Below are 25713 nucleotides of genomic sequence, written 5' to 3'. Positions count from 1 at the left end.
GCAGAAGAAATGTGATCTCACCGCTGCGCGAACCAAGCAGATAACACTTTATGTTCATTCGGTAAAATGGTGCCCGGGGGCGGAATCGAACCACCGACACGAGGATTTTCAATCCACTGCTCTACCCCTGAGCTACCCGGGCTGGGTGAACGTTGTCCGTTCGGGTGAGCGCTGTATTATGCGCAGTTCTCGGGAGTGTCCAGACCCGAAACAGAAAAAATCAGTGGGGTTTTGATTTTTTTTGTTCAGCCTCCTCAAGGGCCTGTTCCAAGTCCTCGGGATCGGTGGACGGCACGGCGTAAGAGCCGGTCATCCACTTGGCCAGATCGATGTCCGCACAGCGTTTGGAGCAGAACGGACGGTACTTCGGATCGGTTTGCTTATCACAGATCGGGCAGGCCATCGGTTATACCTTGGGCAAGCAATCGCGTAAGACACGGCGCTCGCGTTTGCGCTGCAGCTCGAAATGGCCAAGGGTCGTCCAGCCCAGCAAGGCGGTATCGATGCCGTCTGCTTTGAAGGCCGCACGCAGGCTGGTTTCAAACGTCCGGCGCTCTTTCTTGGGCATAGGAGCCAAGTCCAGCACAATCTGGCCGCCAAGACCACGCAGGCGAAGAGCACGCGGAATGGCGCGTGCAGCAGCAAAGTTCGCTTTGATCCCAGCTGCATGGGACGAATCCCCGCCGGTGTTCACATCCACGGCGACCAAAGCGCGGGTCGGTTCGACAAACATGAACCCGCCGCCTTCGAGCATGACTTTGGGAGAGGACAGGTCCTCTATCGCGTCTAGAACACCGTTGGCTTCGAAGCTGCCAGCCTCTGCGTCGACGGTCGCGCGTTCGTACCATTCGCGCCAGGCCAGCAGGTGGGGGCCATCGCCTTCGACCAGTTTCTCAGGCTCAGAGCCTTCGCGGTCTGCCAGCACGGCGTTCGCCATGTCGAGCATGGCTGTCACGTCCTCGGCCACCTCTTCGTCGTCCGCTTCGGCGCAGGCAGAACGCAGGATCAAACCAAACTCGCTGCCTTGCATTGTCCCCTTGGCGATGCCTTGCAGCTCGTCACGGCGATCATCGTCGCGGATGGAACGGCTGATATTCAGACCGGGCTTGTCGGGGGTAATGATGGCGTAGCGGCTCTTGAACAGGACGTCCAAGGTCACAGGCATCGCTTTGCCCGGCTCGGCATAACCCGTGACCTGCACAAGCACCGCATCCCCGGGGGCCAGCCCCTTGGTCTGACGCAAGAAGCAATTGCCATCGGGCGTTTTTAGGAACATGCCGCCCTGCCCTTTCATGGGGCGGTCAGCAATGGCGCGATAGATGGTGCCCGGACGCGGCATATCGCTGTCGATCAGAAGGTCTTCGAGTTTGCCATCCACCATAAGTGCAGCAGCCTCGACCTCTCCGATGTGGTCCAGGGCAATCAGACGACCTTTCATGTCTTCATTCTCCGTAAAGAGGGTATCCTGCGGCCTGCAGCAAATTCGCGGTCTCTGCCATCGGCAGACCGACAACCGCAGTAAATGATCCGTTGATCCACGGGATGAACGCGCTGGCTGCGCCTTGAATCCCGTATGCGCCTGCCTTGCCCTTCCAATCACCGCTGGCGAGGTAGGTGTTGAGCTCGTTGTCCGAGAGGCGCTTCATCATAACTTGGGTGACGACAGATTTTTCCCACAGCTTGCCCGCCTTGCGCACCGCAACAGCGGTGATCACGCGGTGACGGCGACCGGACAGAGCCAGCAGGAAAGAGGCAGCCTCTTTCTCGTTCTCGGGCTTGCCCAAGATGCGGCGCCCTAGCGCGACAGTCGTATCTGCAGAGAGAATGATGTCGACCGCACCGCCGGGAACGGCCAAAGCCTTTTCCCGCGCCATGCGTTCGCAGTATGGGCGGGGCTGTTCGCCCCGCTCCGGCGTTTCATCGATATCCGGCGACCGGATATAATCGGCCACGACGCCCATTTGCGCCAACAGTTCCCGCCTGCGCGGGCTGCCTGAGCCGAGGATTAAAGCCACTTCGTTTACTTGAAGCGGTAGTTGATCCGACCCTTGGTCAGATCGTAGGGGGTCATTTCCACCTGTACGCGGTCGCCAGCCAGAACACGGATGCGGTTTTTGCGCATCTTGCCTGCCGTATGTGCGATGATCTCATGGCCGTTCTCAAGCTCGACCCGGAATGTCGCATTAGGCAGGAGTTCCTTCACGACGCCGGGAAATTCGAGCAATTCTTCCTTGGCCATGTTCACTCCGTATTTAGTCTCGCCCTCATGTAGGACGCGCCACTAATTGGGCCGATTATAGCAGATTTTCAAGAACAATCTCAGAAAGGTGACAATTCCACCGCAGAAACTCGCGGCAGTTGCTCTTCCCAGTGGGTCAAATTAAGCACCACGCCGTCTTTTCGGACCTCCGCGATCTGGTCAAAGTCGATCTCGGCATAGGTCCAGCGCGGCTGGTTCATCACACCTTCGGCCAGAACGCCCGTGGGGTCAAACCCTTTATCCGGCGGGCAGAAGACGCCGCCGCGCCCCACATTCAGGTCAACGGCTTCACACCATGGGGCATCGCCCACGTTCGAGGCCATGACCGTCACGCACTGGCATTCCAGCGCACGGGCCATCGCGCCGATACGAACGCGACTGTAGCCACTGAGCGCTTCGGTCGCAGAGGGCACAAGGATCGCTTCGCAGCCTGCGTCCACCAAAGCGCGCGCCAAAAGTGGAAATTCCGAATCATAGCAGATCAGGATGCCAACCTTGCCGAACGCAGTATCGAATATCTTGAGAGGGCCGCCCCCGGCGATTCCCCAATCTTCGCGTTCGAAGCGGGTCATGATCTGTTTGTCCTGCCAGTCCATCGCACCAGCGGGGCTAAAGAAACGAGCGCGGTTCACGATCTCATCCCCGTCTGGCACGGGCGCACTTGCCGACAGAATATAGGTCTGCGTGTCCTGCGCCAGTTGGCGGTGCAGGTCATCCGCCTCTGCCACACGGTCCGACACGGCCCGAATCGACCCAGCCAGATCCCCCGCCTGCTCTGCGCCGGCCAAAGACGCCAGTTCCATTGCGCCATACTCTGGGAAAACAAGCATCTGGGCCCCGTTCTCGGCCGCATCATGCACCCAACGCGTGACCTTGTCCGCGTAGCTTTGCCAAGAATCGTGCCAGTCAATCGGATAGGCTGCGGTTGCGACTTTCATCTTTTGGCTTCCCATTCACGTGATAACAAAATTTTGCACGTAGGCCCAAACCTACGCAAGACGTTGAGTTTCCTACCCTTAAGTCAGAGGCCCCAACAAAAGGCAGTAGATTCTGCACTGATGTGCCCGAGATTTTTGCAAATCAAGACGGTATACCATTCTTACTCGGTTAACGCCGGGTAGAGGGGCGCCAGCGGCGCCACTGGTCGGAAGTAACCTTTTACAGAGTGACCGTTTCACCCGTCCACGCGAATGAAGATGTTCCAAACGGCGCATGTTTGCGAGTGACGGTAAAGAGTTCAACGGTCGGTATCAGAGTACGAGTGGCCCGCTACGAGCGCTTCACCCCAAATCCCCCAACCCCCTGGCCCCCTCAGCTTTTATCTTCGGACGAAAGATCGCGTATCCAAAACTGGAGCGGCTTTTTCGTTTCAAAGGAATCGCCCACATCTTTCCAGCTGAACTGTGCAATGACCCCGTCGAGCGGACGGTAGCCCCGCTTGCGCCAAAACGGATCCAGCGGAGCATAGTCCGCGGGACGCATCGGGTGATCCGCTGGACGCTGCACGCTGCAGAAGGCGGTGTATTGCGACCCGACCGATCGCGCATGCGCTTCTCTTAGGTCAAAGAAACGGTGTCCTGCGCCCTGCCCCCGATAGTCCGGCAGCAAAACAGATTCGGCACAGTAAAAGATGTTCACAAGGTCATAGCCCGCGCCCTCAAAGGCGGTCGCAAAATCTTCGGCATGGTCCAGCATCGGGGTGCCCGTCGCCGCACCAACCAGGCGCGTTCCGTCGAAGGCCCCAACCAGAACCGTCTGATCACTCTGGCGATAAACCTCTAGATACTTGCGTTCATAGTCGAGCGAGCCGTCGTACAAATACGGCCAATCACGAAACACGGTGATCCGCAGACGCGCCACATCATCGAGTGCCGCGTCCAGCGCTTCGCCCCTCAGGGTTTCGATGCGTAGGGTCACTGGACCTGCCGAATCCAGTCAGAGAGGTTGTAGTAGGTCACCACGCGGGTGATCTTGTCGCCCTCGAGGCTAAAGAATGTGCCAGCAGGCAGACGGTAGGTCTGGCCCTTGGCCTCGGGCAAACCTTCGTCAGTTTGCAGATAGGTGCCGTTCACAGTGAACTCGGCCGCTGCGCGGGTGCCGCCTTCGGCTTCGAACAGCACGATGTCGGTGAGGTTTTCTTTGTAGCAGCGGGTCATGTGGGCGTTGAACTCTGCAAATTTTTCTTTGCCCACGCGGATGTTACCCTCGTTCACGTGGTGCGCCACGTCGTCGGACAAGCACTCCAGCATGCCGTCGGTGTCGCCTGCGTTAAATGCATCGTAGTAACGGCGCAGTACGTCGGTCGCGCTCATTCAATCCTCGCTTTCTGGCGGCCCGAATGCGTCGGTCAGCCGCTGAACAATCTGGTCACGAGCTGCCCTATATTGCACCAGCTTCGCGTCGCGAGTTTCCCCCAAACCTGTCGGATCGAGGATAGGCCAATAGTCTACGTCGAGGTGGAAGAAGCGGGTCAGTTCCAACGCGCGCCGCTGACTTGCGGGAGACAGTGCAATAATCAGATCATAGGACGACAAATCATCGCCCCATTGCTCCATCTCATCGAAGCTGCGGGACTGGTGTCGGTCCAACTCCACCCCGACCTCTTTGCAGACAGAAACGGCAAAGCCGTCGATCTCCATGTCATTCTTTACGCCGACCGACTGGACGTAGCATTGCTGCCCGTACAGCTTTTTCATCAAGCCTTCGGCCATGGGGGACCGTACCGCGTTGTGATCGCAGCAGAACAAAACCGACTGAGGCACCTCCCGCGTCAACCACTACCCTCCGAAATGCAGAACGCAAATCAGGGTGAAGAGACGCCGCGCTGTGTCGCTATCGAGCTCGGCTTTGCCTTCGAGACGCTCTTGAAGGATGCGCGCGCCTTCGTTGTGGATGCCGCGACGGGCCATATCGATCGCTTCGATCTGGCTCGGGGGCATCTTTTTCACAGCGTCAAAGTAGCTGGCGCAGATTTGGAAGTAGTCTTTGACCACTTGGCGGAACGGCCCAAGCGACAGATGGAATTCAGCGGCTTTTTCGCCGCCTTCGGTGTTCAGGTCGAAGACAAGACGCTTGTCACGGATCGACAGATCCAGATGGTAGGGTCCGTCGGGCGCGGGGCGGTCATCCCGTGCGGGCAAGACAAGGCTATTATCCTCTAGAAGATCGAACATCGCCACGCGGCGTTCCTGTTCAATCTCGGGGGTCGGCGGCGGGAGGGCGCTGTCGTCCAGAGTGATATTTGAGATACGAGACATAAGAGGGGGCACTAACAGTTACTTTCTTCGACCGTATCTTTAGTGACCATTAGGATAGGTGCAAGCGCATTGCCCCGATCAGAGCGATTTCTGGTTCACCCGTTGCGACAGGTCCTCGGCAGATTCTACGTGTTCGCTGTAGCGATCCAGCAGGGTATCGTTCACATCGCGGGTGAGCCAAGTAAATTTCACCAACTCTTCCATGACATCGACAACGCGGTTGTAATAGGCGCTTGGCAGCATCCGGCCTGACTCGTCGAACTCGTGAAAGGCTTTGGCGACACTGCTCTGGTTCGGGATCGTCAGCATCCGCATCCAGCGGCCCAGAATGCGCATCTGGTTGACCGTATTGAAACTTTGGCTGCCGCCGCAGACCTGCAAGAGCGCCAGCGTCTTGCCCTGAGTCGGACGCACGCCGCCCAGAGACAGCGGAATCCAGTCGATCTGGGCTTTCATGACAGACGTCATCGCGCCATGTCGTTCGGGGCTGGACCACACCATGCCCTCGGCCCATTGGGCCAGCTCGCGCAATTCAGCGACCTTGGGGTGGCTGGCGTCTTCGGCGTCAGGCAGGGGCAGGCCTTTGGGATCAAAAAACCGCACTTCGGCACCAAGACGCGTCAGAATGCGGCCCGCTTCCTCGGCCAGAAGACGCGAATAGGACCGTGCACGCAGCGATCCATAGAGCACCAGAATGCGCGGAGCATGGGTGCTGCGCTCCGCCTCGAACAAACGCGCAGGGTCGAAGGTCTGAAACAAGGTGTCGTCGATATTCGGCGTATCGGTCACAGGGCGTTTCCCTGGTCGTCGACCAAGACTTTGCCCTTGGCATCGGTGACGGGTCCCGAAAGCGGCTGCGCCAAGAGCGGCAAGAGGTTCGACATCGGACGGCACACTGCGACGCCTTTGGGCGTGCGGACGATGGGCCGCTCGACCAGAACGGGGTGCGTGATCATTGCCTCGATGATCTGGTCGTCGGTGACATCGGGGGCAGACAGCCCGAGCTCTTTTGCCTGCGTCTCGCCCTTGCGCAGAGCATCGCGTGCCGTAATGCCCGCTTCTGTAAACAGTGACACCAGCAAGTCGCGCGTCCATCCGGTTTTCAGATATTCAACGACATCTGGCGCTTCGCCTGCGGCTTGCAAAATAGTCAGGGCGTTGCGCGATTTGCTACAGCGGGGATTGTGATAAATCGTAGCGGTCATGGCGATCAATCATTCAGGCTTTGCAGGCGTGCGGTGACGGACAAGCCATGAGACTGAAGGCTCTCCGATTTTGCCAGCACCTCAGCCGCAGGCCCGATAGCCCGCAACGCGGCGGGGGTCATCTTGGCCAGCGTCGTGCGTTTGACGAAATCCATCACCGACAGGCCAGAGCTGAAACGGGCCGAGCGTGCGGTGGGCAGCACGTGGTTCGGACCACCGACATAGTCACCAATCGCCTCTGGCGTCCAAGCACCGAGGAAAATTGCGCCCGCGTGGGTGATCTTGTCCGACAGGCCGTCAGGGTCGGCCACACACAGCTCCAAGTGCTCTGGCGCAATGCGGTCAGACAGTTGCGCGGCCTGATCCAGATCGTCCACCACAATGACCGCGCCAAAATCACGCCAGCTGGCACCCGCGATCGCGCGACGCTCTAGCGTTTCCAGTTGGCGATCCACAGCGGCGCAGACCTCGCGCGCGAAATCTTCGCTGTCGGTGATCAGGATCGATTGCGCGCTCTCGTCGTGCTCGGCTTGGCTCATCAGGTCCAAAGCGATCCAGTCCGCGTTATTGTCCTTGTCCGCTATCACCAGAATTTCCGAAGGGCCCGCAATCATGTCGATCCCGACCTTGCCGAACACACGGCGCTTGGCTGCCGCGACAAAGGCGTTACCGGGGCCAGTTATTTTGTCGACAGGCTTGATGGTGTCAGTGCCATAGGCCAGCGCGGCCACGGCCTGCGCCCCACCCACGCGATAAACTTCGTCCACACCCGACAGGCGCGCAGCCAGCAGGACCAAGGGGTTCGCCACGCCATCAGGGGTCGGCACGGTGATCGCCAGACGCTGAACCCCAGCTACCTTGGCCGGAATGGCGTTCATCAACACAGAGCTTGGATAGGACGCCAGACCACCGGGCACATACAGGCCAGCGGCCGATACAGGGGTCCAACGCCAGCCAAGCTCTGCGCCGCTCTCATCGGTCCAGCGCTGATCTTCGGGGATTTGACGCTCGTGGTAGGCGCGGATGCGGGCGGCTGCCAGTTCCAGAGCCTCGCGCTCTTCGGCGGGAACCTCTGCGATCAGTGCGTCGATCTCTGCTTCGGAAAAGGCCAGCGTATCCGCGGTCAGCTCCAGGCAATCAAAGCGCTGCGTGTATTCCAGCAGAGCTTCGTCGCCGCGCGCACGGATGTCCGCAATGATCTCTGCAACGATATGATCCACATCGGGGCTGTCCTCGCGCTTGGCACCGAGCAGCGCGGTGAACTGGGCTTCGAAATCGGCGTCACGGGTGGACAGGAATACGGGCATGGGCTGCGGCTCCTAAGATTACGGGCGCAGACATAGACCGCAGGGGCGCTGTCCTCAAGAACTACCGGTGCTTTGGCCGCATCAGGCGTTGTGATCAGGCACTTTACCCGAAGGCGCGTAGTAGGGCCGCGTCACATCCCGCAGGGTCGCTTCGATCGCCTCGACCGTTAGGCGCAAGGCGCCGTCACCCGCGAAATGCAGGGTCACGTGGCCACTCGGGGCGTCCGTTTCGGCGAACTCAACGGAGAGCAGCGACAGAACGGTGTCCTTGTCGCTGCGGTCGATGCCTTGGGATGACACGCCGCGCACGGTTTCAAAGGCCAGCACAGCCTGCACTCGTTCGGGACGGGCGGCAGACTTATCCTCCCAGCGGAAGCGGTTCAGCAGCAGGGCAAAGCGCCCTGCCCCGCGTTCATAGGTCATCTCGCCCACGGGCAGAACAGCGTCCTGCACCAGGGCCGAGATCACTTGCAGATCATCGGCATCCATTGCCCCAATGTTCAGGGGCTTGGGGCTGGCATCTTCGAAACGGGCGTCCTGTGTCACTCTTCTTTGACCCTTTCGATGTTGGCACCGCAGGCGCCAAGCTTGGTTTCAACGCTCTCGTAGCCGCGGTCTAGGTGATACACGCGGTTCACGCGGGTTTCGCCTTCGGCTGCCAGACCCGCCAGAATCAGCGAGACAGAGGCACGCAGATCGGTCGCCATCACGGGCGCGCCGCGCAGACGTTCAACGCCGGTCACGGTTGCAGTGCCGCCATGAACCTCGATATCGGCGCCCATCCGGATCAGTTCCGGCGCGTGCATGAAGCGATTCTCAAAGATCTTCTCTTCGAGAACGCTGGTGCCATTCGCCGTGCACATCATCGCCATGAACTGTGCCTGAAGATCGGTGGGGAAGCCAGGATAAGGCTCGGTGGTGACGTCTACCGCATCAACGCGGCCATTCTTACGCGCTACCAGAACACCGCCTTTGGTGGGCGTCACCGAGACACCCGCCGCCTCCAACTTTTCAACGAATGCCCCGAGCAGCTCAATAGATCCGCCAAGCACTTCGACCTCACCGCCCGCGATTGCAGGGGCGAGCATGTACGTGCCCATTTCGATTCGGTCTGCGACAACTTGGTGAGTCGCGCCATGCAGACGCTCAACGCCCTGAATTTCGATTCGGCTTGTTCCCTCGCCTTCAATCTGAGCGCCCATCGCGCGCAAGCATTGCGCCAGATCGACGATTTCGGGCTCGCGGGCCGCGTTGTTCAGGACCGTGGTGCCTTTGGCCAGCGTTGCCGCCATCAGGGCGTTCTCGGTCGCGCCGACAGACGCGAAACGGAAATCAACGATCCCGCCCTTCAGGCCACCCGCTGCTTTGGCGTGGACATAGCCGTCCTTCAGTTCCAGCTCTGCGCCCATCGCCTCTAGCGCGGTCAGGTGCAGGTCCACGGGACGCGCGCCAATGGCGCAACCGCCGGGCAGCGACACAACCGCGTGGCCATCGCGCGCCAACATCGGGCCGAGAACCAGAATCGACGCACGCATTTTGCGGACGATATCGTAGTCGGCCTTGTGGTTATTTAACCCGTGCGAAGACAGCGCCAAAACGCGGCCATCGTTCAAGCTCTGAACTTCGGCCCCGAGCGACTGCAGCAGCAGTGTCATTGTGCGGATGTCCGACAAACGCGGCGCATTCGTCAGGGTCAAAGGCTCCTCTGACAGAAGAGTCGCGGGCATCAGCGTCAGGCAGGCATTCTTGGCGCCGGCGATCGGGATCTGGCCGCGCAGTTCGGTGCCGCCTTTTACGATGATTGAATCCATTAGTTCTCTTCCTTGTCCTGCTCGGAGGTCGTGACACGAGCCTTTGCCTGAGCCTTACGCTTCGCCATATTGGCTTTGAGCGCGGCCTTCAGCCGATCTTCACGGCTCGGATCCTTGTATTTCTTGGTGTTCTGGGGCTCGGAATCTTTTTTCATGCCCCGTTCCTACATCCTGATGAAAAAACCGTCCAGATTGCCCTTGCACACCCTGAATTTTGTTATTAGAAGCCCCCTCACCAACACGGCGCTGCAGTAGCTCAGTGGTAGAGCACTCCCTTGGTAAGGGAGAGGTCGGGAGTTCAATCCTCCCCTGCAGCACCATCAAATCCCTGAAATCATTACGCTTCTTCAATAAGCACCTCGCTAGCGCTTTGATGTCAGCGCTTGGTGCAACCCTGCGTATTTCGGTATGCAAATGCACACACACGGTTTCGAGAGCGCGCCTTTGGATTTGTGAAAATCGTGCCATATCAAACGCAACCGCACAAATTCGCGGGAGAAGGAGTTTGTTATGAATATCGATTTTACCGGCAAAACAGCCATCGTGACCGGCGGCGCCTCTGGCATCGGGTACGCCATCGCTGAACAACTGGCCGACTCGGGGGCAACCGTTATCGTTGCCGACCTAGATCAGGACAAAGCCGACGCCGCTGCCAAAGAGATCAGCGCATCAGCCTTGGGCGTCAAAGTCGACGTTGGCGACGAAGATTCGGTCCAAGCGATGGTGCGATTTGCCAAAGAGAAAACTGGCCGTCTGGACTATCTGGTGAACAACGCTGGCATCGGCGGCGCCAACGCGCCGCTAGGTGAATATCCGACGGATTCGTGGCGCAAGGTCATCAACGTTAACCTGAACGGCGTCTTCTACGGTCTACGCTACGCCATTCCCGAGATGAAAGCCGCGGGCGGCGGCGCCATTGTGAATATCGCTTCGATCCTTGGGTCCGTCGGGATAGCTGGTTCAGGTGCCTATGTGGCAGCAAAACACGCCGTGGTCGGGATGACCAAGACTGCCGCCATCGAACATGCGAGTGACAACATCCGTGTCAATTCGGTTGGGCCCGGCTTCATTCACACCCCATTGGTCGATCAGACCCTGGATGAAGACACCCAAAACGCTCTGGCGGGCATGCACGCGATGAAACGACTGGGGAAACCCGAAGAGGTCGCAAGCCTCGTTGCCTATCTGCTGTCCGATCAGGCCAGTTTCGTCACGGGGTCGTACCACGTGGTCGACGGCGGCTACACCGCGCAATAATCAAAAAAGGGGCACCGCTTTGGTGCCCCTCGTTATCTAGTCAGCCCATTCCCAAGGCCGCGTGTGCGCCGACAGTGCCGCCTCGACCGCCTTGGTATCTGTCGAGTCTGAGCGCTGCAGGCGTGCCGTCAGCCCGCGACGTTTATCGTCTATAACTTCGATCACCTCGGCACCTGTTCCGGTCAGCGCGGCATTATAAATTCTCTTGATCGCGCTTTTGCGCAGGTCCGGTTTAAAGACCTTACCCACCGCCGTCTTGGGCAGTTCCGGCAGAATTTCCAGATGCTTTGGGCATGCAGCACGCTCGTGGATATGCTTTTTGGCGTGGGCGAGCAGTTCCTCGCACGTGACCTCTGCATTATCCACCAACTCCACGTAGGCGCAGGGCATCTCGCCAGAATGCGCGTCCGGCTGACCAATCGCGCCTGCAAAGGCAACGGCGGGGTGGGTCAACAGCGCCTCTTCGATTTCGGCGGGGTCAATGTTGTGGCCCCCACGAATGATCAGATCCTTGGCACGACCGGTGATCCACAGGTAGCCATCCGCATCCAAACGCCCCAGATCGCCTGTGCGCAGATAGCAGTCGTAATGAAACAGATCGGCGTTCTTGTCCGCCTCGGTATAAGTCGAGCCCGCGTAGACACCGGGGTTCGCAACGCAGATTTCGCCAACCTCTTCGATACCGCACTCAATCGGGCCATCGGGACCGTGGCGCAGAATTTTGACGTCAGTGTAGGGAAACGGAATGCCGACAGAGCCCACGCGTTTTTCCCCCGCAGGCGGGTTGATCGACACGAGGCAGGTCGCCTCGGTCAGGCCATACCCCTCGCAGATCGACACGCCGCACGCGCTTTCGAACCGTTTGAACAGCTCAAGCGGCATGGGCGCAGATCCCGAGAATGCTGTTTTCAGCGAAGAGATATCCGCATCCACGGGGCGCTGCATCAGCGCGGACACAGCCGTCGGCACGGTGATCATAAAGGTGACCTGCCACCGCTCGACCAGCTTCCAGAAATTGTCGAAAACGCCCTCGCCTCGATATCCCGCAGGCGTGGGAAAGATCACGTGCGCCCCGCTCGACATCATGGACATCATAATCGGGTGCACAGCAAAGACGTGGAACAGCGGAAGCGGGCAGATCACGTTGTCATCGGACGAGAACAGCAGCTTGGCCCCGAGCCAGCCGTTGTAGATCATGCCCGAATATTTGTGCTGCGCGACCTTGGGCATACCCGTGGTCCCGCCCGTATGGAAGTACGCAGCGACGCGGTCCTCGTCGGTGTCCTCGAAATCCAGGTTCGTACTCTGCTTGGCGATCGCCTTGTTGAAATTCAGCACGTCCGCGTGGGCATAATCCGGCGCCTTGGGACGGATCAAAGGCACAATCCAAGACTTCGGCGGGCTAAGGTAGCGCAGCAGATCAACCTCGAGCACCGTATGCACGTTCGGCGCAAAGCGCACGGCTTCGGCCGCCTTGTGCGCGATGTCTGTCTTGGGAAAAGCCCGTAGCGTCACCAGCACCTTGGCATTCGTCTCGCGCAGAATGGCCGAGATTTGCTCTGGCTCCAGCAGCGGGTTGATGGGGTTCGCGATCCCTGCGACCATCCCACCGAGCAGCGCCATAACCGTCTCGGAACAGTTGGGCAGCAGAAATGCGACCGTATCATTCGGACCCACGCGCAGGCTGCGCAGCAGGTTCGCGGTCTGGGTGACTTTTTCGAACAGCTGCGCCCAAGTCAGGGTTTCGCCCGCGTCTTTGGGGCTAGAGGTCAGCTGGAAACTGACCGCCGGACGTTTGCCAAACTGCTCTTTGGTGCGTTCCAGCAGTTTGTACATAGTCTTGGGCACATCCCTGTCCGCCCAAGGCATTTCTGTTTCGATCGCAGCGCGATCTGCATACGACGCGTATGGCATGCTTCCTCCCTGAACCTGCTTGGTCGCAGATTTCTTGTCTCCCACCTATCAATGTGAGCGGAGCAGCGGCGCGGCGCAAGACTTACGCAACGAAAGATAAACTTGTTGCGCCGTAGCGTTACTTTTCTCCTGAAAAGCCATCGGTGAACTGCAAACGCGCTAGTTTTGCATAGAGACCATCAGCGGCGACCAGTTCTTCGTGGGTGCCCTGCGCAACAATCTGCCCGTCTTCCAGCACGACGATCCGGTCAGCTTTTTTAACAGTTGCCAAACGGTGCGCGACGACAATGGTGGTGCGATCCTTGGACAGCTCGTCCACCGCCGCCTGCACCAGACGTTCGGATTCGGCATCCAAGGCGCTGGTGGCTTCGTCCAGAAGCAGGACCGGCGCGTCGCGTAGGATAGCGCGAGCGATCGCGATGCGCTGCTTTTGACCACCGGACAGCATGACGCCTCGTTCGCCAACATAGGTGTCGTACCCATCGGGTAACGCGCTGATGAAGTCATGGGCAGCGGCAGCTTTGGCGGCGGCTTCGACCTCGGCATCCGTTGCATCGGGGCGACCAAAGCGGATGTTCTCTCGTGCCGATGCCGCAAAGATCACCGGATCTTGCGGGACCAGCGCCATGTGTCGGCGGAACGCATCGCGGCTGAGCGTCTCCAAGGCCACGCCGTCTAGCATGACCTGACCCGCGGTCGGGTCGTAGAAGCGTTCCAACAACTGGATCACAGTAGATTTGCCCGCGCCAGAAGGGCCCACCAGCGCTACAGTTTCCCCTGCTTTGACACGCAAAGACAGGTCGCGCAGCGCGGGTGCGTCAGGGCGCGCGGGATAGGTAAAGCTTACATGATCAAAGGTGATCTCGCCTTTGACCGGGGCGGGCAAAGAGACCGGTGCGTCGGGGTCAACTACAGCATCGTCAGCATGAAGCAATTCGACCAAACGTTCGGTCGCACCTGCGGCACGCTGCAGTTCGCTCCAGATTTCGGATAGGGCGCCGACGGAGCCCGCAACCATGACCGAGTAAATCACGAACTGCACCAAGGCCCCTGCGGACATCTGACCCGCGCGGACGTCCAACGCACCAATCCACAGCACCCCGACAACCCCCGCGAACACGAGAAAGATCACAATAGCCGTCATGAAAGAGCGCGTGGTGATCCGGCGACGTGCGGCGTCAAAAGACTTTTCAGTTACCTCGCCAAAGTGATCGCGGCTTGCTGCTTCGGCGGTAAATGCCTGAACGGTCTGAACCGAGAGCAGCACTTCGGACGCCTCGCCAGAGCTGGTCGCGATCCAGTCTTGGTTTTCACGGCTCAGCACGCGCAGCTTACGGCCCAGAGTCAGGATCGGCACCAAGACCAGCGGTACAATCAGCAGTACCAGCGCCGTCAGCTTGGCCGACGTCGCAAGCATCAGGATAAGGCCGCCAAACAGGATCAGCACGTTCCGCAACGCCACACTTATCGAAGACCCGATGACCGATAAGATCAGCGTCGTGTCCGTGGTAATCCGGCTCAGCACTTCGCCAGTCATGATGTTTTCGTAAAAGGCGGGGCTCATCCCGACCATGCGGCCAAAGACAGCTTTGCGGATATCCGCGACCACGCGCTCCCCTAGCCGCGTCACCAACGCATAGCGCAGTGCCGTACCCACGGCCAACAATCCAGCCAGCACCAGTGCAGCGCTGAAATACAGGTTCAGCATCCCCCCGTCCTGCGCGCCGAAATTGTCGACCACGCGGCGCACAGCCAAAGGCAGCATCAGCGAAATCGACGCCGTCAGAACCAGTGCGATCAGGGCAAAACCAGCGAGCCCTTTGTATGGCGCCAGAAAGGGAAAGAGCGCGCGTAACGCGCCCACACGCTTGGATTTCTCGCGTTCCGCTTGCTGCGCGTTCAAAACAGGAGCTCGTGCCATGGGTCCTCCGAAATAACGGGGGATACATGGCCGCGTGGCGCTACGCGGTCAAGCAAAGGTTTCCCTTCACTTGGCTCTGTCGCGCAGTATCAGGAACGTTTAGGCCGTCTGCCAAACGGGTTCGGACAAATCTTCGCGGAATGCGAAGCGTTCGAGATGCTTCCAAATCACCATCTGCCCGCGATCAATGCCCTCGGGGTCTTCGGCGGTGATGATCACCTCAAGGCCCTGCTCTTTGGCTCTCATGTCAGCAGTTGCGGTGCCGAAAACACAGTGCGCTTCGGTTTCGCTGAATGTGACTTCGGTCTTGTGGGCAAAGTGTTTGCACAGTTGCTGCAAGTATTTCGACGCCTGTCCGGTCTCGATCAAAGTTTGGCTCTGCATCATAATTCCTTTCCAAAGCAATTTAGTCAGAAATAAAATACGCAGCACACGAGCACAACTGTCGCGCATACAGGAGCACCTGTGCGAAAAAATTCAAAAGTGGGGAAGATTTTGGAGCGGGTGGCGGGAATCGAACCCGCGTCATTAGCTTGGAAGGCTAAGGTCTTACCACTACACAACACCCGCGCAGTGGGCAGAGAGATATTGCAACTTTTCAGGAAGGTCAAGCGATCGGCTCGATCAAATCCTCTCCTTCTGCTCGATTAGAATTCACTTTGGGATCAACGCGATGCCAGACCAGTGCATCGTCAGGCGCGGCGTGCATCAGCCGCGCGGCGCCCTTCCCTTCTTCGCCAAGCCACAGGCCAAAGCTGTCTGACGTCAGGATAACAGGCATCCGGTGGTGAATCGCTTTCATCGGATCATTCGCGCCGCAGGTGACGATGGCACAGGTCCGCATTCGGTCTTCCCCCGTGCCCCACTCCTGCCAGATCCCGGCAAAGGCGATGGGCTGTTCATCCGCGCGTGAAATATACCAAGGGAGCCGCGCGTCCTCGGCCGATTTTGTCCATTCATAGAACCCAGTTGCGGGCAGAATGCAGCGCCGTTCGCGACAAGCCTCGCGGAATGCGGGCTTCTCGGCGATCGTCTCGGATCGGGCATTGATCAGCAGCGGGCCGTCATTGTGCACCTTGTACCAGTGCGGGATGAATCCCCAGCGCATGGGCACGATCCGCCGCGCCTCGGCAGAAACCACGACGTGCACTGTATTCGTTGGGCAGACATTATAATTGGGGGTATCCGGCAGATCATTCGAGGGCGCTGCGTCAAAAACATTGGCCATCGCCTGATCCGGCAGCGTTATAGCAAATCGTCCGCACATCCCCGAGCCCCACATGAAAAAGGCGAGGCCCAAAGCCTCGCCCTTCGAAAGGTGGTGCAGATGCTGCGGCAGATCAACCGGTCAGAGCCAGTCGCCGCGCCCCGAGCCTATCGCCTGTTCAACGGTCGCAAAGCCATCACGCAGCAGGCATTCGTCCAGCCCCTGCAGGATCTCTTCAACCAGCGATAGCCCGCCGTACACCAGCGCCGAATAAAGCTGCAGCGCCGAAGCCCCTGCACGGATTTTGGCATAGGCTTGTTCTGCATTGCTGATGCCGCCGACACCAACCAGAGGAATGCGCCCTTCGGTCAGTTTGGACAGTTCGGCTAGAACGCGGGTCGATTTCTCGAACAAGGGCTGTCCTGACAGTCCGCCCATCTCGTCCTTGTGCTTGCTGCTCAGACCGTCGCGCGAAAGGGTCGTGTTCGTCGCAATGATCGCGGACAGTCCGGTCTGGATCGCAACATCTGCGATCTCGGCCAACCCATCGTGATCCAGATCCGGCGCGATCTTCAGGAAGATCGGAATCGGACGGTCCAGTTTGCTGTTTGCCTCGGTCACGCCATCGAGCAGCGCGGTCAGCGCCTCGCGTCCCTGCAAATCGCGCAGCTTTTCTGTATTGGGCGAACTGACATTCACGGTCGCGAAATCCAGATAGTCCCCGCACTTGGTCAGAACCTTGGCGTAGTCGCTGGCGCGGTCGTCACTGTCTTTGTTCGCGCCAAGGTTGAGGCCAATCACTGCATCGCGCGGGCGCTGCGCCAAACGCTCTGCCGCAACAACCATGCCTTCGTTGTTGAAGCCAAAGCGGTTGATGACGCCCTGATCCTCTTCCAGACGGAACAGGCGCGGACGGGCGTTGCCCGGTTGCGCGCGCGGGGTGATCGCCCCGACTTCGACAAAGCCAAACCCGACCTTGGCCAGCGGGTGCAGGGCCACCGCGTTCTTGTCAAAGCCCGCGGCCAAGCCCAGCGGATTCGGCAGAGACAGGCCCGCCAGTTCGGTCGCGAGACGCGGCGATGTCACTGTTTTCGGGCGCGGTGCCAGGCCCGACGTCAGCGCCTTAAGCGCCAACCCATGCGCCGTTTCAGGATCAAAGGACCGGATCGCCCGCATCCCAATCTGTTCGAGAATCTTCATACCATTTCCTCGGGAAAGCAGTGCCCGTCCGGCCCTAGCGGCAGCGGCTTGTACCACGCCACATCGGTCATACGCAGGTCACGGTAGAGGTGCGGGAACAGAGCTCCACCGCGTGATTTTTCCCAACGCAGGTCGCCGTCCATGGTTTCCGTCGTCACGCCAAGCAGAACGAGCCCCTCTTCTCCGGCAAAGTGCTTTGCCGCCGTTTCGCGCGCCTGCGCCGCAGTCGAGAAGTGGATGTATCCGTCAGACACATCGACCGGAGCGCCGGTCGTGCTGCCTTGGGTTTCCAAAAGCGCCCATTCGTGGGCCCGAAATATCTTGTAAATGAGCATAATGCGGTGATGGCCCGTGCACGCCCCCACGTCAAGTTCACAAAGATGTCGCCAGTTCAGATGTAATGCCCTTAGCATCGTCCCATTAGACTGAGTCGAAAGAAAGGTTTCCCGATGATCCGTCTGTTCAGCACCTGCGCCGCTCTGGCCATTACCGCCTCTGCGGCCTCGGCCGATTATGCGCTGACCATCCTTCACACCAACGACTTTCACGCCCGTTTCGAACCCATCAGCAAATATGACAGCGGCTGCTCTGCCGAGGATAACGCAGCTGGCGAATGCTTTGGCGGCAGTGCCCGCTTGGTGACAGCCGTCGAAGAGGCCCGCGCCCGCAACGAAAACACCGTCCTTTTTGATGGCGGCGACCAGTTTCAGGGCACCCTGTTCTACACCTATTACAAAGGCAAACTTGCCGCCGAGATGATGAACAAGCTCGGTTATGACGGCATGACCGTCGGCAACCACGAATTCGATGATGGCCCCGAAGTGCTGGCGGGCTTCATGGATGCGGTCGAGTTCCCCGTGCTGATGTCGAACGCCGATGTCTCGATGGAGCCTGCGCTGGCGGACAAGCTGATGAAGTCCACCGTGATCGAGCGCAACGGCGAGAAGCTGGGCTTGATCGGCCTGACGCCCCAGAACACCGACGAGTTGGCCTCGCCCGGGGACAAGGTGATCTTTACCGATCCGGTGGATGCGGTTCAGGGTGAAGTCGATAAGCTGACCGCCGAGGGCGTGAACAAGATCATCGTGCTGTCGCACTCCGGCTATGCGGTAGACCAGCGCGTCGCGTCAGAAACCACCGGCGTTGACGTGATCGTGGGCGGTCACACGAACACTCTTCTGGGTGACATGGACGGCGCCGAAGGCCCCTACCCCACCGTGGTCAATGGCACCCAGATCCTGTCGGCCTACGCCTACGGCAAATTCCTAGGCGAGCTGAACGTTGTCTTTGATGATGAAGGCAACATCATCTCGGCGAGCGGCGCTCCGATCATCATGGACGCAGCCGTGACCGAAGACGCACCCACCGTCGAGCGCATCGCCGAAGCCGCGAAGCCGCTGGAAGAAATTCGCAGCAAGGTCGTAGCCGAGACGGCCGAAGCCATCGACGGCGACCGTAGTTCTTGCCGCGCGATGGAATGCCAGATGGGCACTCTGATCGCGGATGCGATGCTCGACCGTGTCAAAGACCAAGGCATCCAGATCGCCATCCAGAACGGCGGCGGCGTCCGTGCCAGCATTGACGCGGGCGAAGTCACCATGGGCGAAGTCCTGACCGTTCTGCCCTTCCAAAACACCCTTTCGACTTTCCAAGTCACGGGCCAGACCATGATCGACGCACTGGAAAATGGTGTGAGCGAGATCGAGGAAGGCGGCGGCCGCTTCCCCCAGATCGCGGGCATGAGCTTTGTCTTTGACGCAAGCGCAGAGCCCGGCAGCCGTGTGAGCGATGTGATGGTGGGCGGTGAGCCGATTGATCCCGCTGCGACCTACGGTGTTGTGTCCAACAACTACGTTCGCAATGGCGGTGACGGCTACAAGATGTTCCGCGACGCAGAGAATGCCTACGACTTTGGCCCCGATTTGGCGGACGTTACCGCAGAATACATCGCGGCCAATGCGCCCTACACGCCCTACACCGACGGTCGCATCAGCGCGAAATAAGATAAAGCGTGCGGGGCCGCGCCCCGCACTCATTTTGGTCAGGCCACTTCCGATGCGGAAGTGGCCTTTCTGTTTGAGTATTTAGAGCAAAAAGAAGTCAGGCTGCGCTGCGTTCCAAAGCGGGATAGCGCAGGCCAAGGGTGACCCCTCTGGCGACGAACGCGATGTTGAACGCAAGCCAGAGACCGTGATTTTGGTAAGGTGGGACAAGCGCGACAACGCAGACCACGTAGATCACAAAACTGACGATCATCATGTTGCGCATATCCTGCGAGCGGGTTGCTCCGATAAAGATACCGTCCAGCATCCACGCCGCCACCCCAAGGAGCGGGGCCGCCACCATCCACGGCAGGAACTCTCGCGCGGCGATGCGAACCTCGGGGGCCGTGGTCATGATGTCGATGATGGTGCCCCCTCCGACAGCGAAGACGCAGGCAAGCAACACTGACGCGCCGACAGCCCAAGCGGACGTCAGGACCGCACCGCGACGAAGAATCGGTGCGCTTCGCGCTCCGAGGGCTTGGCCGACTATTGTTTCAGCGGTGAAGGCAAAACCGTCCAGCGCGTAGGCCGTGATGTTCAGGAACTGAAGTAAAACTTGGTTGGCCGCCAGCGCCACGTCTCCGAACCGCGCACTGACGAACAGAAATCCCATGAAGATCGCTTGCAGCAGCGAGGACCGTATCAGGATGTCAGAGTTGACCAGCGCCATCTGGCGAAGGCGCACGCGATCCAGCACGCGGGGCCAGTCGCGCCATGCCGGGACTCGGAACGCCGCGCGGCAGAGCCAGAGACCGACGCAGAGGCCGAAGACTTCCGATATGAGTGTCGCCAGCGCCACGCCTTGGACGCCCCAGCCCAGCCCCAACACGAACCACAGGTCGAGCAGAATATTGGTGCCGTTCATGATGATCTGGATAACCAGAACGCCGCGCGTACGTTCTTGGGCCAAGAGCCAGCCTGTAATCCCGTACAAGGCAATCGGCGCTGGGGCTGACCAGATGCGAATCGACATGTAGTCGCGGGCCAGCGCCTCGACCTCGGTCGAAGCAGGTGACAGGGCAAACCCCGCCGCGAAGATAGGCTGCTGGAGCAGGATCAGCGCAAAGCCAGCCAGTCCGGCGATGATCAGCACCCGCGTCAGCAGCGCGGCGATTTCGGCGCGGTCGCCTGCCCCTTCGGCTTGGCTCACGAACCCTGTGGTTCCCATGCGCAAGAAGCCAAAAATCCAATAGACCGCCGTCAAAATCACCGCACCAATGCCGACAGCGCCGATCGGGGCAGCCTGACCGAGTTGCCCGACAACACCTGTGTCCACCGCGCCCAGAATCGGTACCGTTGCATTGGACAGCACAATCGGCAGAGCGATTTTCAGCACTCTGCGATGGGTCACGGCCCGCGGCGCGGGGGTGTCAGTCATTCTTCTGGGGCATCATGAAATGCCCCGTCGCCTGAGCAAACAGCTTCTCGCGGTTGTCCTGCCATGCTTCGACATGGACGCTCGCGTAGCGGCGGCCCGAGCGGTTCACCCGTGCACGGGCATAAGCATCGCGCGGCAGGCCAGAGCGCAGATAATCCACGGTGAAGTCGATTGTCTTGGGCATCCGCAAGGGGGGTAGCTCATGGCTGTCGCTCTCGATGCTGGGCCAGATCATTTGCCAGCTGAGTTCGATAATCGCGGCCGTTTCCAGAAACGCCGCCGTCGCGCCCCCATGCAGGGCGGGCAGCATCGGGTTACCGATCAGCTTTTCATCATAATTCATGGTTGCGGTCAGTTCATCCCCGCGGCGATCAAAACTGATCCCAAGGAACTGGATGTAAGGCACGCGCTCGACCAGAGCAGAGAGCGCGGCGTCGCGACGTTGTTTCACCACTTGTACGGGTTCGGGACGGGGACGACTCATTTCGACCTCTCGAAAGTAAAGGCACCGGTGGCCGTGGCGACGGGACGCGCAGTGTCTTCATCCACCGCCTCGGCGCGGACAAAGGCAACACTGCGGGTCACTTGGTAACAATAGGCACGGGTGCGGATGGTCTGACCGGGGGTCGCGGCCCGCATGTAGTCGATTCGCAAATCGATGGTCGCGGTCGAGGTCGGCGCGTCGGGATGACTCATGACCGCCGCTCCACTGCACGTGTCCATCAGCGCGCTGACGGCACCACCATGGATCACGCCCGTGTCGGGATCTCCGATAAGCTTGGTGTCATAGGGCATTTCGATCACGGCCTCGCCATCTCCGATCTCGACCAGATTCATACCCAACGCCCGAGAGTGGGGAATCGCCTGTATAAACTGCGCTGCGATTTTCGCCTTGTCCGCGCTCATATTGGTAAACTCCTTGGTTGCTCTTGGTATGGAGCATTCACGCCGCGTCCGTAAAGGGTGACAGTTGCCCTGCCCCAGCGTTCGCCCTACGCTCCGCCCCAACCAAGGAGGAGCCAGATGTCCGAGACTCGTCTCAGCTTCAAAGAAATGTGTGCCAAGTTCGACGTTACCCCGCGCACCCTGCGCTACTACGAGTATATCGAACTGCTCGCCCCCGAGCGCGAAGGCCGATCGCGGTTCTATTCGCCGCGTGACGTGGCGCGCATGACGCTGATTCTGCGCGGACGCCGGTTCGGCTTCCAACTCGAAGAGATTCGCCAGTGGCTGCTAATCTACGAAAAAGAAGGCACAACCGCCCAAATGGAAGCGTGGGTCGAGATGGCAAACCGCCAGCTTGGCGAGCTGCACGAGCAACAAACTCAGATCGAAACCGCCATGACAGAGCTGCGACAGCTGCGGGATGAAGTGCAGGAAAGCCTTCTGAAAGAAAAATGAACCGTTCAGTTCAAAAGTGACCCTCCGTCACACAAAAAGGTGACGTGACGTACTGTTTACGTAAACGTCAACTCCTGTAGTATAGTACGACCAGAAACCGAATTCTGGTGCGCGAACACTATCAGGAGACCCGTCATGGACGATCGCATCATGACCATCCGCGAAATGTGCGAGGCCTATGACGTAACGCCTCGGACGCTTCGCTTTTATGAAGCCAAAGAGCTTATCTTTCCTATTCGTGACGGGCAAAAGCGCCTGTTCACCAAACGTGACCGTGCGCGGCTCAAGCTGATCCTGCGCGGCAAACGGTTCGGTTTCAGCCTCGAAGAAATCCGCCAGCTTCTGGATCTGTACCACATGGGCGACCAGCAGCTGACCCAGCTGTCCCGCACCCATGAGGTCGGGCTGGAGCGTCTGCACGCCATGGAGCAGCAGCGCGACGAACTGAACGAGGCCATCGACGATCTGAAGGACCAGCTGAAGTGGGCGGAGAAAGTCATCGCCTCGCTGAAGCAGACGAATAAAGCGGCCGAGTAATCCGCCGCGACCAAGGGAGAGAGACCAATGCCGACCTATACCGCTCCGGTAAAGGACATGCAGTTCATCCTGCACGATGTTCTGAATGTCGCCCAATCCGATATCCCCGGCTATGACGAGCTGGACCGTGACACCACGCAGGCCATCTTGGACGAGGCTGCAAAGCTGTCGGAAAACGTTCTGGCGCCGCTGAACAAAGTGGGCGACGAACAGGGCTGCAAACTGGAAAATGGCGTCGTGACCACCCCCGAGGGGTTCAAGGACGCGTATGACCAGATGTGCGAGGGCGGTTGGATCGGTCTGGACTGTGACCCCGAATATGGCGGTCAGGGCATGCCCTACTTGGTGAACTCTGCCGTGGGCGAGATGTTCGTGTCGGCCAACATGGCCTTCAACATGTATCAGGGCCTGTCTCATGGCGCGATCTCGGCGATCCAGACCCACGGCTCACCCGAGCAGAAGGCCAAGTACCTGCCCAACATGATCGAGGGCAAATGGTCCGGCACAATGAACCTGACCGAACCCCACTGCGGCACCGATCTGGGCCTGATCCGCACCAAGGCCGAGCCGCAGGACGACGGCAGCTACAAGATCACCGGCTCCAAGATCTGGATCTCGGCAGGTGAGCACGACCTGACCGACAATATCATCCATCTGGTGCTGGCCAAAGCCCCCGGCGGCGGCGAAGGCACCAAGGGGATTTCTCTGTTCATCGTGCCCAAGTTCATGGTGAACGAGGATGGCTCTCTCGGGGATCGCAACGCGGTGTCTTGCGGCGGCCTCGAGCACAAGATGGGCATCCACGGCAACGCGACATGTGTGATGAACTATGACGGCGCGACCGGCTATCTGATCGGCGAAATGCACAAAGGCATGCGCGCCATGTTCACCATGATGAACGAAGCTCGTCTGGGTGTAGGCCTGCAAGGCTATGCCCAAGGCGCTGTCGCCTATCAGAACGCTCTGGGCTTTGCCCGCGAGCGCCTGCAAGGCCGCGAAGTCAAAGGCGTGCAGAACCCCGATGGCCCTGCCGATCCGATCATTGTGCACCCCGACGTGCGCCGCAACCTTCTGATGCAAAAGAGCTTTACCGAAGGAGCGCGGGCGTTCACCTTCTGGGGCGCCAAGATGATCGACGAAGCGCACCGCAAATCGGACGCCGATGCGGATGCGATGATTTCGCTGCTGACACCGGTCATCAAAGGTTTTCTGACCGACAAAGGTTTCGAGACCACCGTTTTGGCGCAGCAGACCCTTGGCGGGTCGGGCTTTACCAAGGAGTGGGGACTGGAGCAGTTTGTCCGCGATGCCCGTATCACCATGATCTACGAGGGCACCAACGGCATCCAATCGCTGGACCTTGTGGGCCGCAAGCTGGCGATGAATGGCGGCAAAACCATCATGGCGTTCTTTGACATGGTAAAAACCTACATCAAAGAGAACGAAGGCAACGAGGCGCTGAAGGCCAACTTTCTTGATCCGCTGAAAAAGGCGAGCAAGGACCTGCAGGCGGCGGGTATGTACTTCATGCAGAACGGCATGAAGAACCCGCATAACGCGCTTTCTGGCAGCTACGACTTCATGCACCTGTTCGGGCATGTGTGTCTGGGCCTGATGTGGTCGAAGATGGCGCAGGCGTCCTATGCGGCGCTGGAAAACGGCACATCGGACCCCGAATTCTATCAGACCAAGATCGAGACCGGCCGGTTCTACATGGCGCGCCAACTGCCCGCCACCGCACTGCACCTGTCGCGTATTGAGACTGGCGCTGATACGGTGATGACGCTGGAGGCCGCTAACTTCTGATCAGCCACAGGGGCCGGCACCTTCGGCCCCATCTGATCAAACCGAGGAACCTATGCCCAAACGCCTGCGCCTGACCCGCCGATTTCCCGTTGCTATGACCGAAGATGGTTACCGCCGCCTTCGCCGCTTTGCACAGGAGGCGGGGCTTGATGAGGGGGAAGCCCTGTCGTTCATCTTTGAAAACTTCGACAGCGTGATGCACGAAGAACGGTTTCCTCATCGCCTGCGTTTGTTCAATTCGGAACTCGAGGCGCGGAAACGGTGAAGTCGGTTCTGGTGGAGATGTCAGAGCGCCTTTGGCGCGAGGGTATTTTTACCAAGAAAGAGAAGCGGATCACCCCGCTCCGGATCGGGTCGCACGGCGCGACTGCGGTTCATCCAAAGCGGGGCTCTTCCTTGGGCGGTCATCGGCTCCCCAGCCTGTACCGCGAGATCAAACTTTGGTGATTCCGGTTAAAGGCTGATGATCCGCAGAGAGGTTTTAGGCTTCTTTTTGCTGCAAATACTCAACTGTTGGACCCCATCGGCCAGAACCGGAAAAGGAATTTAGAGATGACGATCAAGCTGCACTGTTTCGGAGAGAGTGGACATTCCTATAAAGCCGCTTTGGCGTTGGAGCTGTCCGGTCTGGAGTGGGAGCCGGTCTATATCGATTTCTTTAATGGAGAGACGCGCGGACAAGCCTACCGCACCGAAGTGAACGAGATGGGCGAAGCGCCAGTATTGGTGGATGGCGATCTAAAATTGACCCAATCCGCTGTGATCCAGCAGTACATCAGTGACAAGACAGGCAAGTTCGAGGGGGCCACACCCGAAGAGGCACGCGAGGTTCTGCGCTGGCAGTTCTGGGACAATCACAAGCTCTCGTCCTTTGCCGGGATTGCACGGTTCCTGTTGAACTTCATCCCCGAGGACAAGCGACAGCCCGAGGTTATCGCGTTCCTGCAGGGACGGCTTAAAGGCGCTTATGCCATTCTCGACAAACACCTGGAGGGCCGCGACTGGATCGTGGGGAACGGCGTGACCAACGCTGACCTGACCTGCTGCGGCTATCTGTTCTACCCCGAAGAGTTCGGTTTTGACCGTGCTGAATGGCCCCACATCAACGTTTGGCTGGACCGCATCAGCGCCCTGCCCGGCTGGAAACACCCTTATGACCTCATGCCCGGCAATCCGTCGGACCGGGCCTGACACACGAATATCTGAC

The 25713-nt window shown here is 59.3% G+C and carries 32 protein-coding genes and 3 tRNA genes; 9 read left to right on the top strand and 26 right to left on the bottom strand.

The window, feature by feature from the left end:
- Positions 1-67: 67 nt before the first annotated feature.
- The 16 genes from BM225_RS13945 to BM225_RS21835 all read right to left on the bottom strand — a co-directional run bounded on the left by BM225_RS13945 (position 68) and on the right by BM225_RS21835 (position 9995).
- Positions 68-142: transfer RNA gene (locus BM225_RS13945), tRNA-Phe, on the bottom strand.
- A gap of 78 nt (positions 143-220) precedes the next feature.
- Positions 221-403: a DNA gyrase inhibitor YacG gene (locus BM225_RS13940; protein ID WP_072705254.1), complete on the bottom strand. Its 183-nt coding sequence runs from the start codon at positions 401-403 to the stop codon at positions 221-223.
- 3 nt (positions 404-406) lie between these two features.
- Positions 407-1438, bottom strand: coding sequence for a ribonuclease E/G (locus BM225_RS13935; protein ID WP_072705252.1), 1032 nt, complete (start codon positions 1436-1438; stop codon positions 407-409).
- A gap of 4 nt (positions 1439-1442) precedes the next feature.
- Entirely contained in the window at positions 1443-2015 is a 573-nt protein-coding gene (locus tag BM225_RS13930) for a Maf family protein (protein WP_072705249.1), read from the bottom strand.
- A 5-nt stretch (positions 2016-2020) separates the two neighbouring features.
- A complete protein-coding gene (gene infA, locus BM225_RS13925; protein ID WP_021097168.1) occupies positions 2021-2239 on the bottom strand; it encodes a translation initiation factor IF-1 in 219 nt (72 codons plus the stop codon).
- Between the two features lie 80 nt (positions 2240-2319).
- Positions 2320-3198: a carbon-nitrogen hydrolase family protein gene (locus tag BM225_RS13920; protein ID WP_072705245.1), complete on the bottom strand. Its 879-nt coding sequence runs from the start codon at positions 3196-3198 to the stop codon at positions 2320-2322.
- Positions 3199-3571: 373 nt separating this feature from the next.
- Complete coding sequence (locus BM225_RS13915) at positions 3572-4177, bottom strand: GNAT family N-acetyltransferase (RefSeq protein ID WP_072705242.1); 606 nt, start codon at positions 4175-4177, stop codon at positions 3572-3574.
- Positions 4174-4572 carry a ketosteroid isomerase-related protein gene (locus BM225_RS13910; RefSeq protein WP_072705239.1) on the bottom strand — a complete coding sequence of 133 codons (399 nt, stop codon included), beginning with the start codon at positions 4570-4572 and terminating at the stop codon, positions 4174-4176. The genes BM225_RS13915 and BM225_RS13910 overlap by 4 nt, the downstream gene beginning before the upstream one ends.
- On the bottom strand, positions 4573-5034 hold the full coding sequence (locus BM225_RS13905; protein WP_072705236.1) for an arsenate-mycothiol transferase ArsC: 462 nt from the start codon (positions 5032-5034) through the stop codon (positions 4573-4575).
- 3 nt (positions 5035-5037) lie between these two features.
- Positions 5038-5517: a UPF0262 family protein gene (locus BM225_RS13900; protein ID WP_072705216.1), complete on the bottom strand. Its 480-nt coding sequence runs from the start codon at positions 5515-5517 to the stop codon at positions 5038-5040.
- A gap of 78 nt (positions 5518-5595) precedes the next feature.
- Positions 5596-6306 carry an arsenical resistance protein ArsH gene (arsH, locus tag BM225_RS13895; RefSeq protein ID WP_072705213.1) on the bottom strand — a complete coding sequence of 237 codons (711 nt, stop codon included), beginning with the start codon at positions 6304-6306 and terminating at the stop codon, positions 5596-5598.
- A complete protein-coding gene (gene arsC, locus BM225_RS21965) occupies positions 6303-6722 on the bottom strand; it encodes an arsenate reductase (glutaredoxin) (protein ID WP_218157058.1) in 420 nt (139 codons plus the stop codon). Before arsC ends, arsH begins: the two co-directional genes overlap by 4 nt.
- A 5-nt stretch (positions 6723-6727) precedes the next feature.
- Positions 6728-8029 carry a histidinol dehydrogenase gene (gene hisD, locus BM225_RS13890; RefSeq protein WP_092464808.1) on the bottom strand — a complete coding sequence of 434 codons (1302 nt, stop codon included), beginning with the start codon at positions 8027-8029 and terminating at the stop codon, positions 6728-6730.
- Between the two features lie 81 nt (positions 8030-8110).
- Complete coding sequence (locus tag BM225_RS13885; RefSeq protein WP_177218631.1) at positions 8111-8575, bottom strand: DUF2948 family protein; 465 nt, start codon at positions 8573-8575, stop codon at positions 8111-8113.
- Positions 8572-9840, bottom strand: a complete 1269-nt coding sequence (gene murA / locus BM225_RS13880; RefSeq protein WP_072705204.1) for a UDP-N-acetylglucosamine 1-carboxyvinyltransferase — start codon at positions 9838-9840, stop codon at positions 8572-8574. The genes BM225_RS13885 and murA overlap by 4 nt, the downstream gene beginning before the upstream one ends.
- Positions 9840-9995 (bottom strand): hypothetical protein, encoded by a 156-nt coding sequence (locus BM225_RS21835; protein WP_177218630.1) that lies wholly within the window; start codon positions 9993-9995, stop codon positions 9840-9842. Before BM225_RS21835 ends, murA begins: the two co-directional genes overlap by 1 nt.
- A 90-nt stretch (positions 9996-10085) precedes the next feature.
- Between BM225_RS21835 and BM225_RS13875 the strand changes: the two genes are divergently transcribed.
- Positions 10086-10160 (top strand) — tRNA-Thr (locus BM225_RS13875).
- Between the two features lie 190 nt (positions 10161-10350).
- Positions 10351-11097, top strand: coding sequence for an SDR family NAD(P)-dependent oxidoreductase (locus BM225_RS13870; protein WP_072705201.1), 747 nt, complete (start codon positions 10351-10353; stop codon positions 11095-11097).
- Positions 11098-11133: 36 nt separating this feature from the next.
- Here BM225_RS13870 and BM225_RS13865 read toward each other — a convergent pair whose 3' ends face one another.
- The 7 genes from BM225_RS13865 to BM225_RS13835 form a co-directional block, all read right to left on the bottom strand.
- Positions 11134-13011, bottom strand: a complete 1878-nt coding sequence (locus BM225_RS13865; protein WP_072705198.1) for an acyl-CoA synthetase — start codon at positions 13009-13011, stop codon at positions 11134-11136.
- A 118-nt stretch (positions 13012-13129) separates the two neighbouring features.
- Positions 13130-14932 carry an ABC transporter transmembrane domain-containing protein gene (locus BM225_RS13860; protein ID WP_072705195.1) on the bottom strand — a complete coding sequence of 601 codons (1803 nt, stop codon included), beginning with the start codon at positions 14930-14932 and terminating at the stop codon, positions 13130-13132.
- A 99-nt stretch (positions 14933-15031) separates the two neighbouring features.
- Entirely contained in the window at positions 15032-15319 is a 288-nt protein-coding gene (locus BM225_RS13855) for a DUF2218 domain-containing protein (RefSeq protein ID WP_245780498.1), read from the bottom strand.
- 109 nt (positions 15320-15428) lie between these two features.
- A tRNA-Gly gene (locus tag BM225_RS13850) sits at positions 15429-15502 on the bottom strand.
- 37 nt (positions 15503-15539) lie between these two features.
- Complete coding sequence (locus BM225_RS13845) at positions 15540-16199, bottom strand: SOS response-associated peptidase (RefSeq protein WP_072705394.1); 660 nt, start codon at positions 16197-16199, stop codon at positions 15540-15542.
- 81 nt (positions 16200-16280) lie between these two features.
- Positions 16281-17339, bottom strand: coding sequence for a quinone-dependent dihydroorotate dehydrogenase (locus tag BM225_RS13840; protein ID WP_072705189.1), 1059 nt, complete (start codon positions 17337-17339; stop codon positions 16281-16283).
- Positions 17336-17674 (bottom strand): DUF952 domain-containing protein, encoded by a 339-nt coding sequence (locus BM225_RS13835; protein ID WP_072705186.1) that lies wholly within the window; start codon positions 17672-17674, stop codon positions 17336-17338. The genes BM225_RS13840 and BM225_RS13835 overlap by 4 nt, the downstream gene beginning before the upstream one ends.
- A 114-nt stretch (positions 17675-17788) precedes the next feature.
- On the opposite strand from BM225_RS13835, the gene BM225_RS13830 reads away from it, so the two are divergent.
- Complete coding sequence (locus BM225_RS13830) at positions 17789-19342, top strand: bifunctional metallophosphatase/5'-nucleotidase (protein WP_072705183.1); 1554 nt, start codon at positions 17789-17791, stop codon at positions 19340-19342.
- 97 nt (positions 19343-19439) lie between these two features.
- On the opposite strand, the gene BM225_RS13825 is transcribed toward BM225_RS13830, so the two are convergent.
- The 3 genes from BM225_RS13825 to BM225_RS13815 are packed head-to-tail and all read right to left on the bottom strand — an operon-like array spanning position 19440 to position 21668.
- Positions 19440-20762, bottom strand: a complete 1323-nt coding sequence (locus tag BM225_RS13825; protein ID WP_072705180.1) for an MATE family efflux transporter — start codon at positions 20760-20762, stop codon at positions 19440-19442.
- Positions 20755-21246 carry a PaaI family thioesterase gene (locus tag BM225_RS13820; protein ID WP_072705177.1) on the bottom strand — a complete coding sequence of 164 codons (492 nt, stop codon included), beginning with the start codon at positions 21244-21246 and terminating at the stop codon, positions 20755-20757. The genes BM225_RS13825 and BM225_RS13820 overlap by 8 nt, the downstream gene beginning before the upstream one ends.
- A complete protein-coding gene (locus tag BM225_RS13815) occupies positions 21243-21668 on the bottom strand; it encodes a PaaI family thioesterase (protein WP_072705174.1) in 426 nt (141 codons plus the stop codon). The genes BM225_RS13820 and BM225_RS13815 overlap by 4 nt, the downstream gene beginning before the upstream one ends.
- 117 nt (positions 21669-21785) lie before the next feature.
- Between BM225_RS13815 and BM225_RS13810 the strand changes: the two genes are divergently transcribed.
- From BM225_RS13810 to BM225_RS13785, 6 genes are all read left to right on the top strand, one after another.
- Positions 21786-22163 (top strand): MerR family transcriptional regulator, encoded by a 378-nt coding sequence (locus BM225_RS13810; protein ID WP_072705171.1) that lies wholly within the window; start codon positions 21786-21788, stop codon positions 22161-22163.
- 135 nt (positions 22164-22298) lie between these two features.
- Positions 22299-22700 carry a MerR family transcriptional regulator gene (locus BM225_RS13805; RefSeq protein ID WP_072705169.1) on the top strand — a complete coding sequence of 134 codons (402 nt, stop codon included), beginning with the start codon at positions 22299-22301 and terminating at the stop codon, positions 22698-22700.
- 27 nt (positions 22701-22727) lie between these two features.
- Complete coding sequence (locus tag BM225_RS13800; protein ID WP_072705166.1) at positions 22728-24506, top strand: acyl-CoA dehydrogenase C-terminal domain-containing protein; 1779 nt, start codon at positions 22728-22730, stop codon at positions 24504-24506.
- Positions 24507-24558: 52 nt separating this feature from the next.
- Positions 24559-24771 (top strand): hypothetical protein, encoded by a 213-nt coding sequence (locus BM225_RS13795; RefSeq protein WP_072705163.1) that lies wholly within the window; start codon positions 24559-24561, stop codon positions 24769-24771.
- Entirely contained in the window at positions 24768-24953 is a 186-nt protein-coding gene (locus tag BM225_RS13790; RefSeq protein ID WP_072705161.1) for a hypothetical protein, read from the top strand. Before BM225_RS13795 ends, BM225_RS13790 begins: the two co-directional genes overlap by 4 nt.
- A gap of 105 nt (positions 24954-25058) precedes the next feature.
- A complete protein-coding gene (locus BM225_RS13785) occupies positions 25059-25697 on the top strand; it encodes a glutathione S-transferase family protein (protein WP_072705158.1) in 639 nt (212 codons plus the stop codon).
- Positions 25698-25713 lie beyond the last annotated feature (16 nt).

The sequence above is a fragment of the Donghicola eburneus genome, from assembly GCF_900115865.1.
Taxonomy (GTDB): domain Bacteria; phylum Pseudomonadota; class Alphaproteobacteria; order Rhodobacterales; family Rhodobacteraceae; genus Donghicola; species Donghicola eburneus.
Note: the sequence above shows the minus strand (reverse complement) of the source record. Positions and strands in the feature narration are given on the sequence as shown.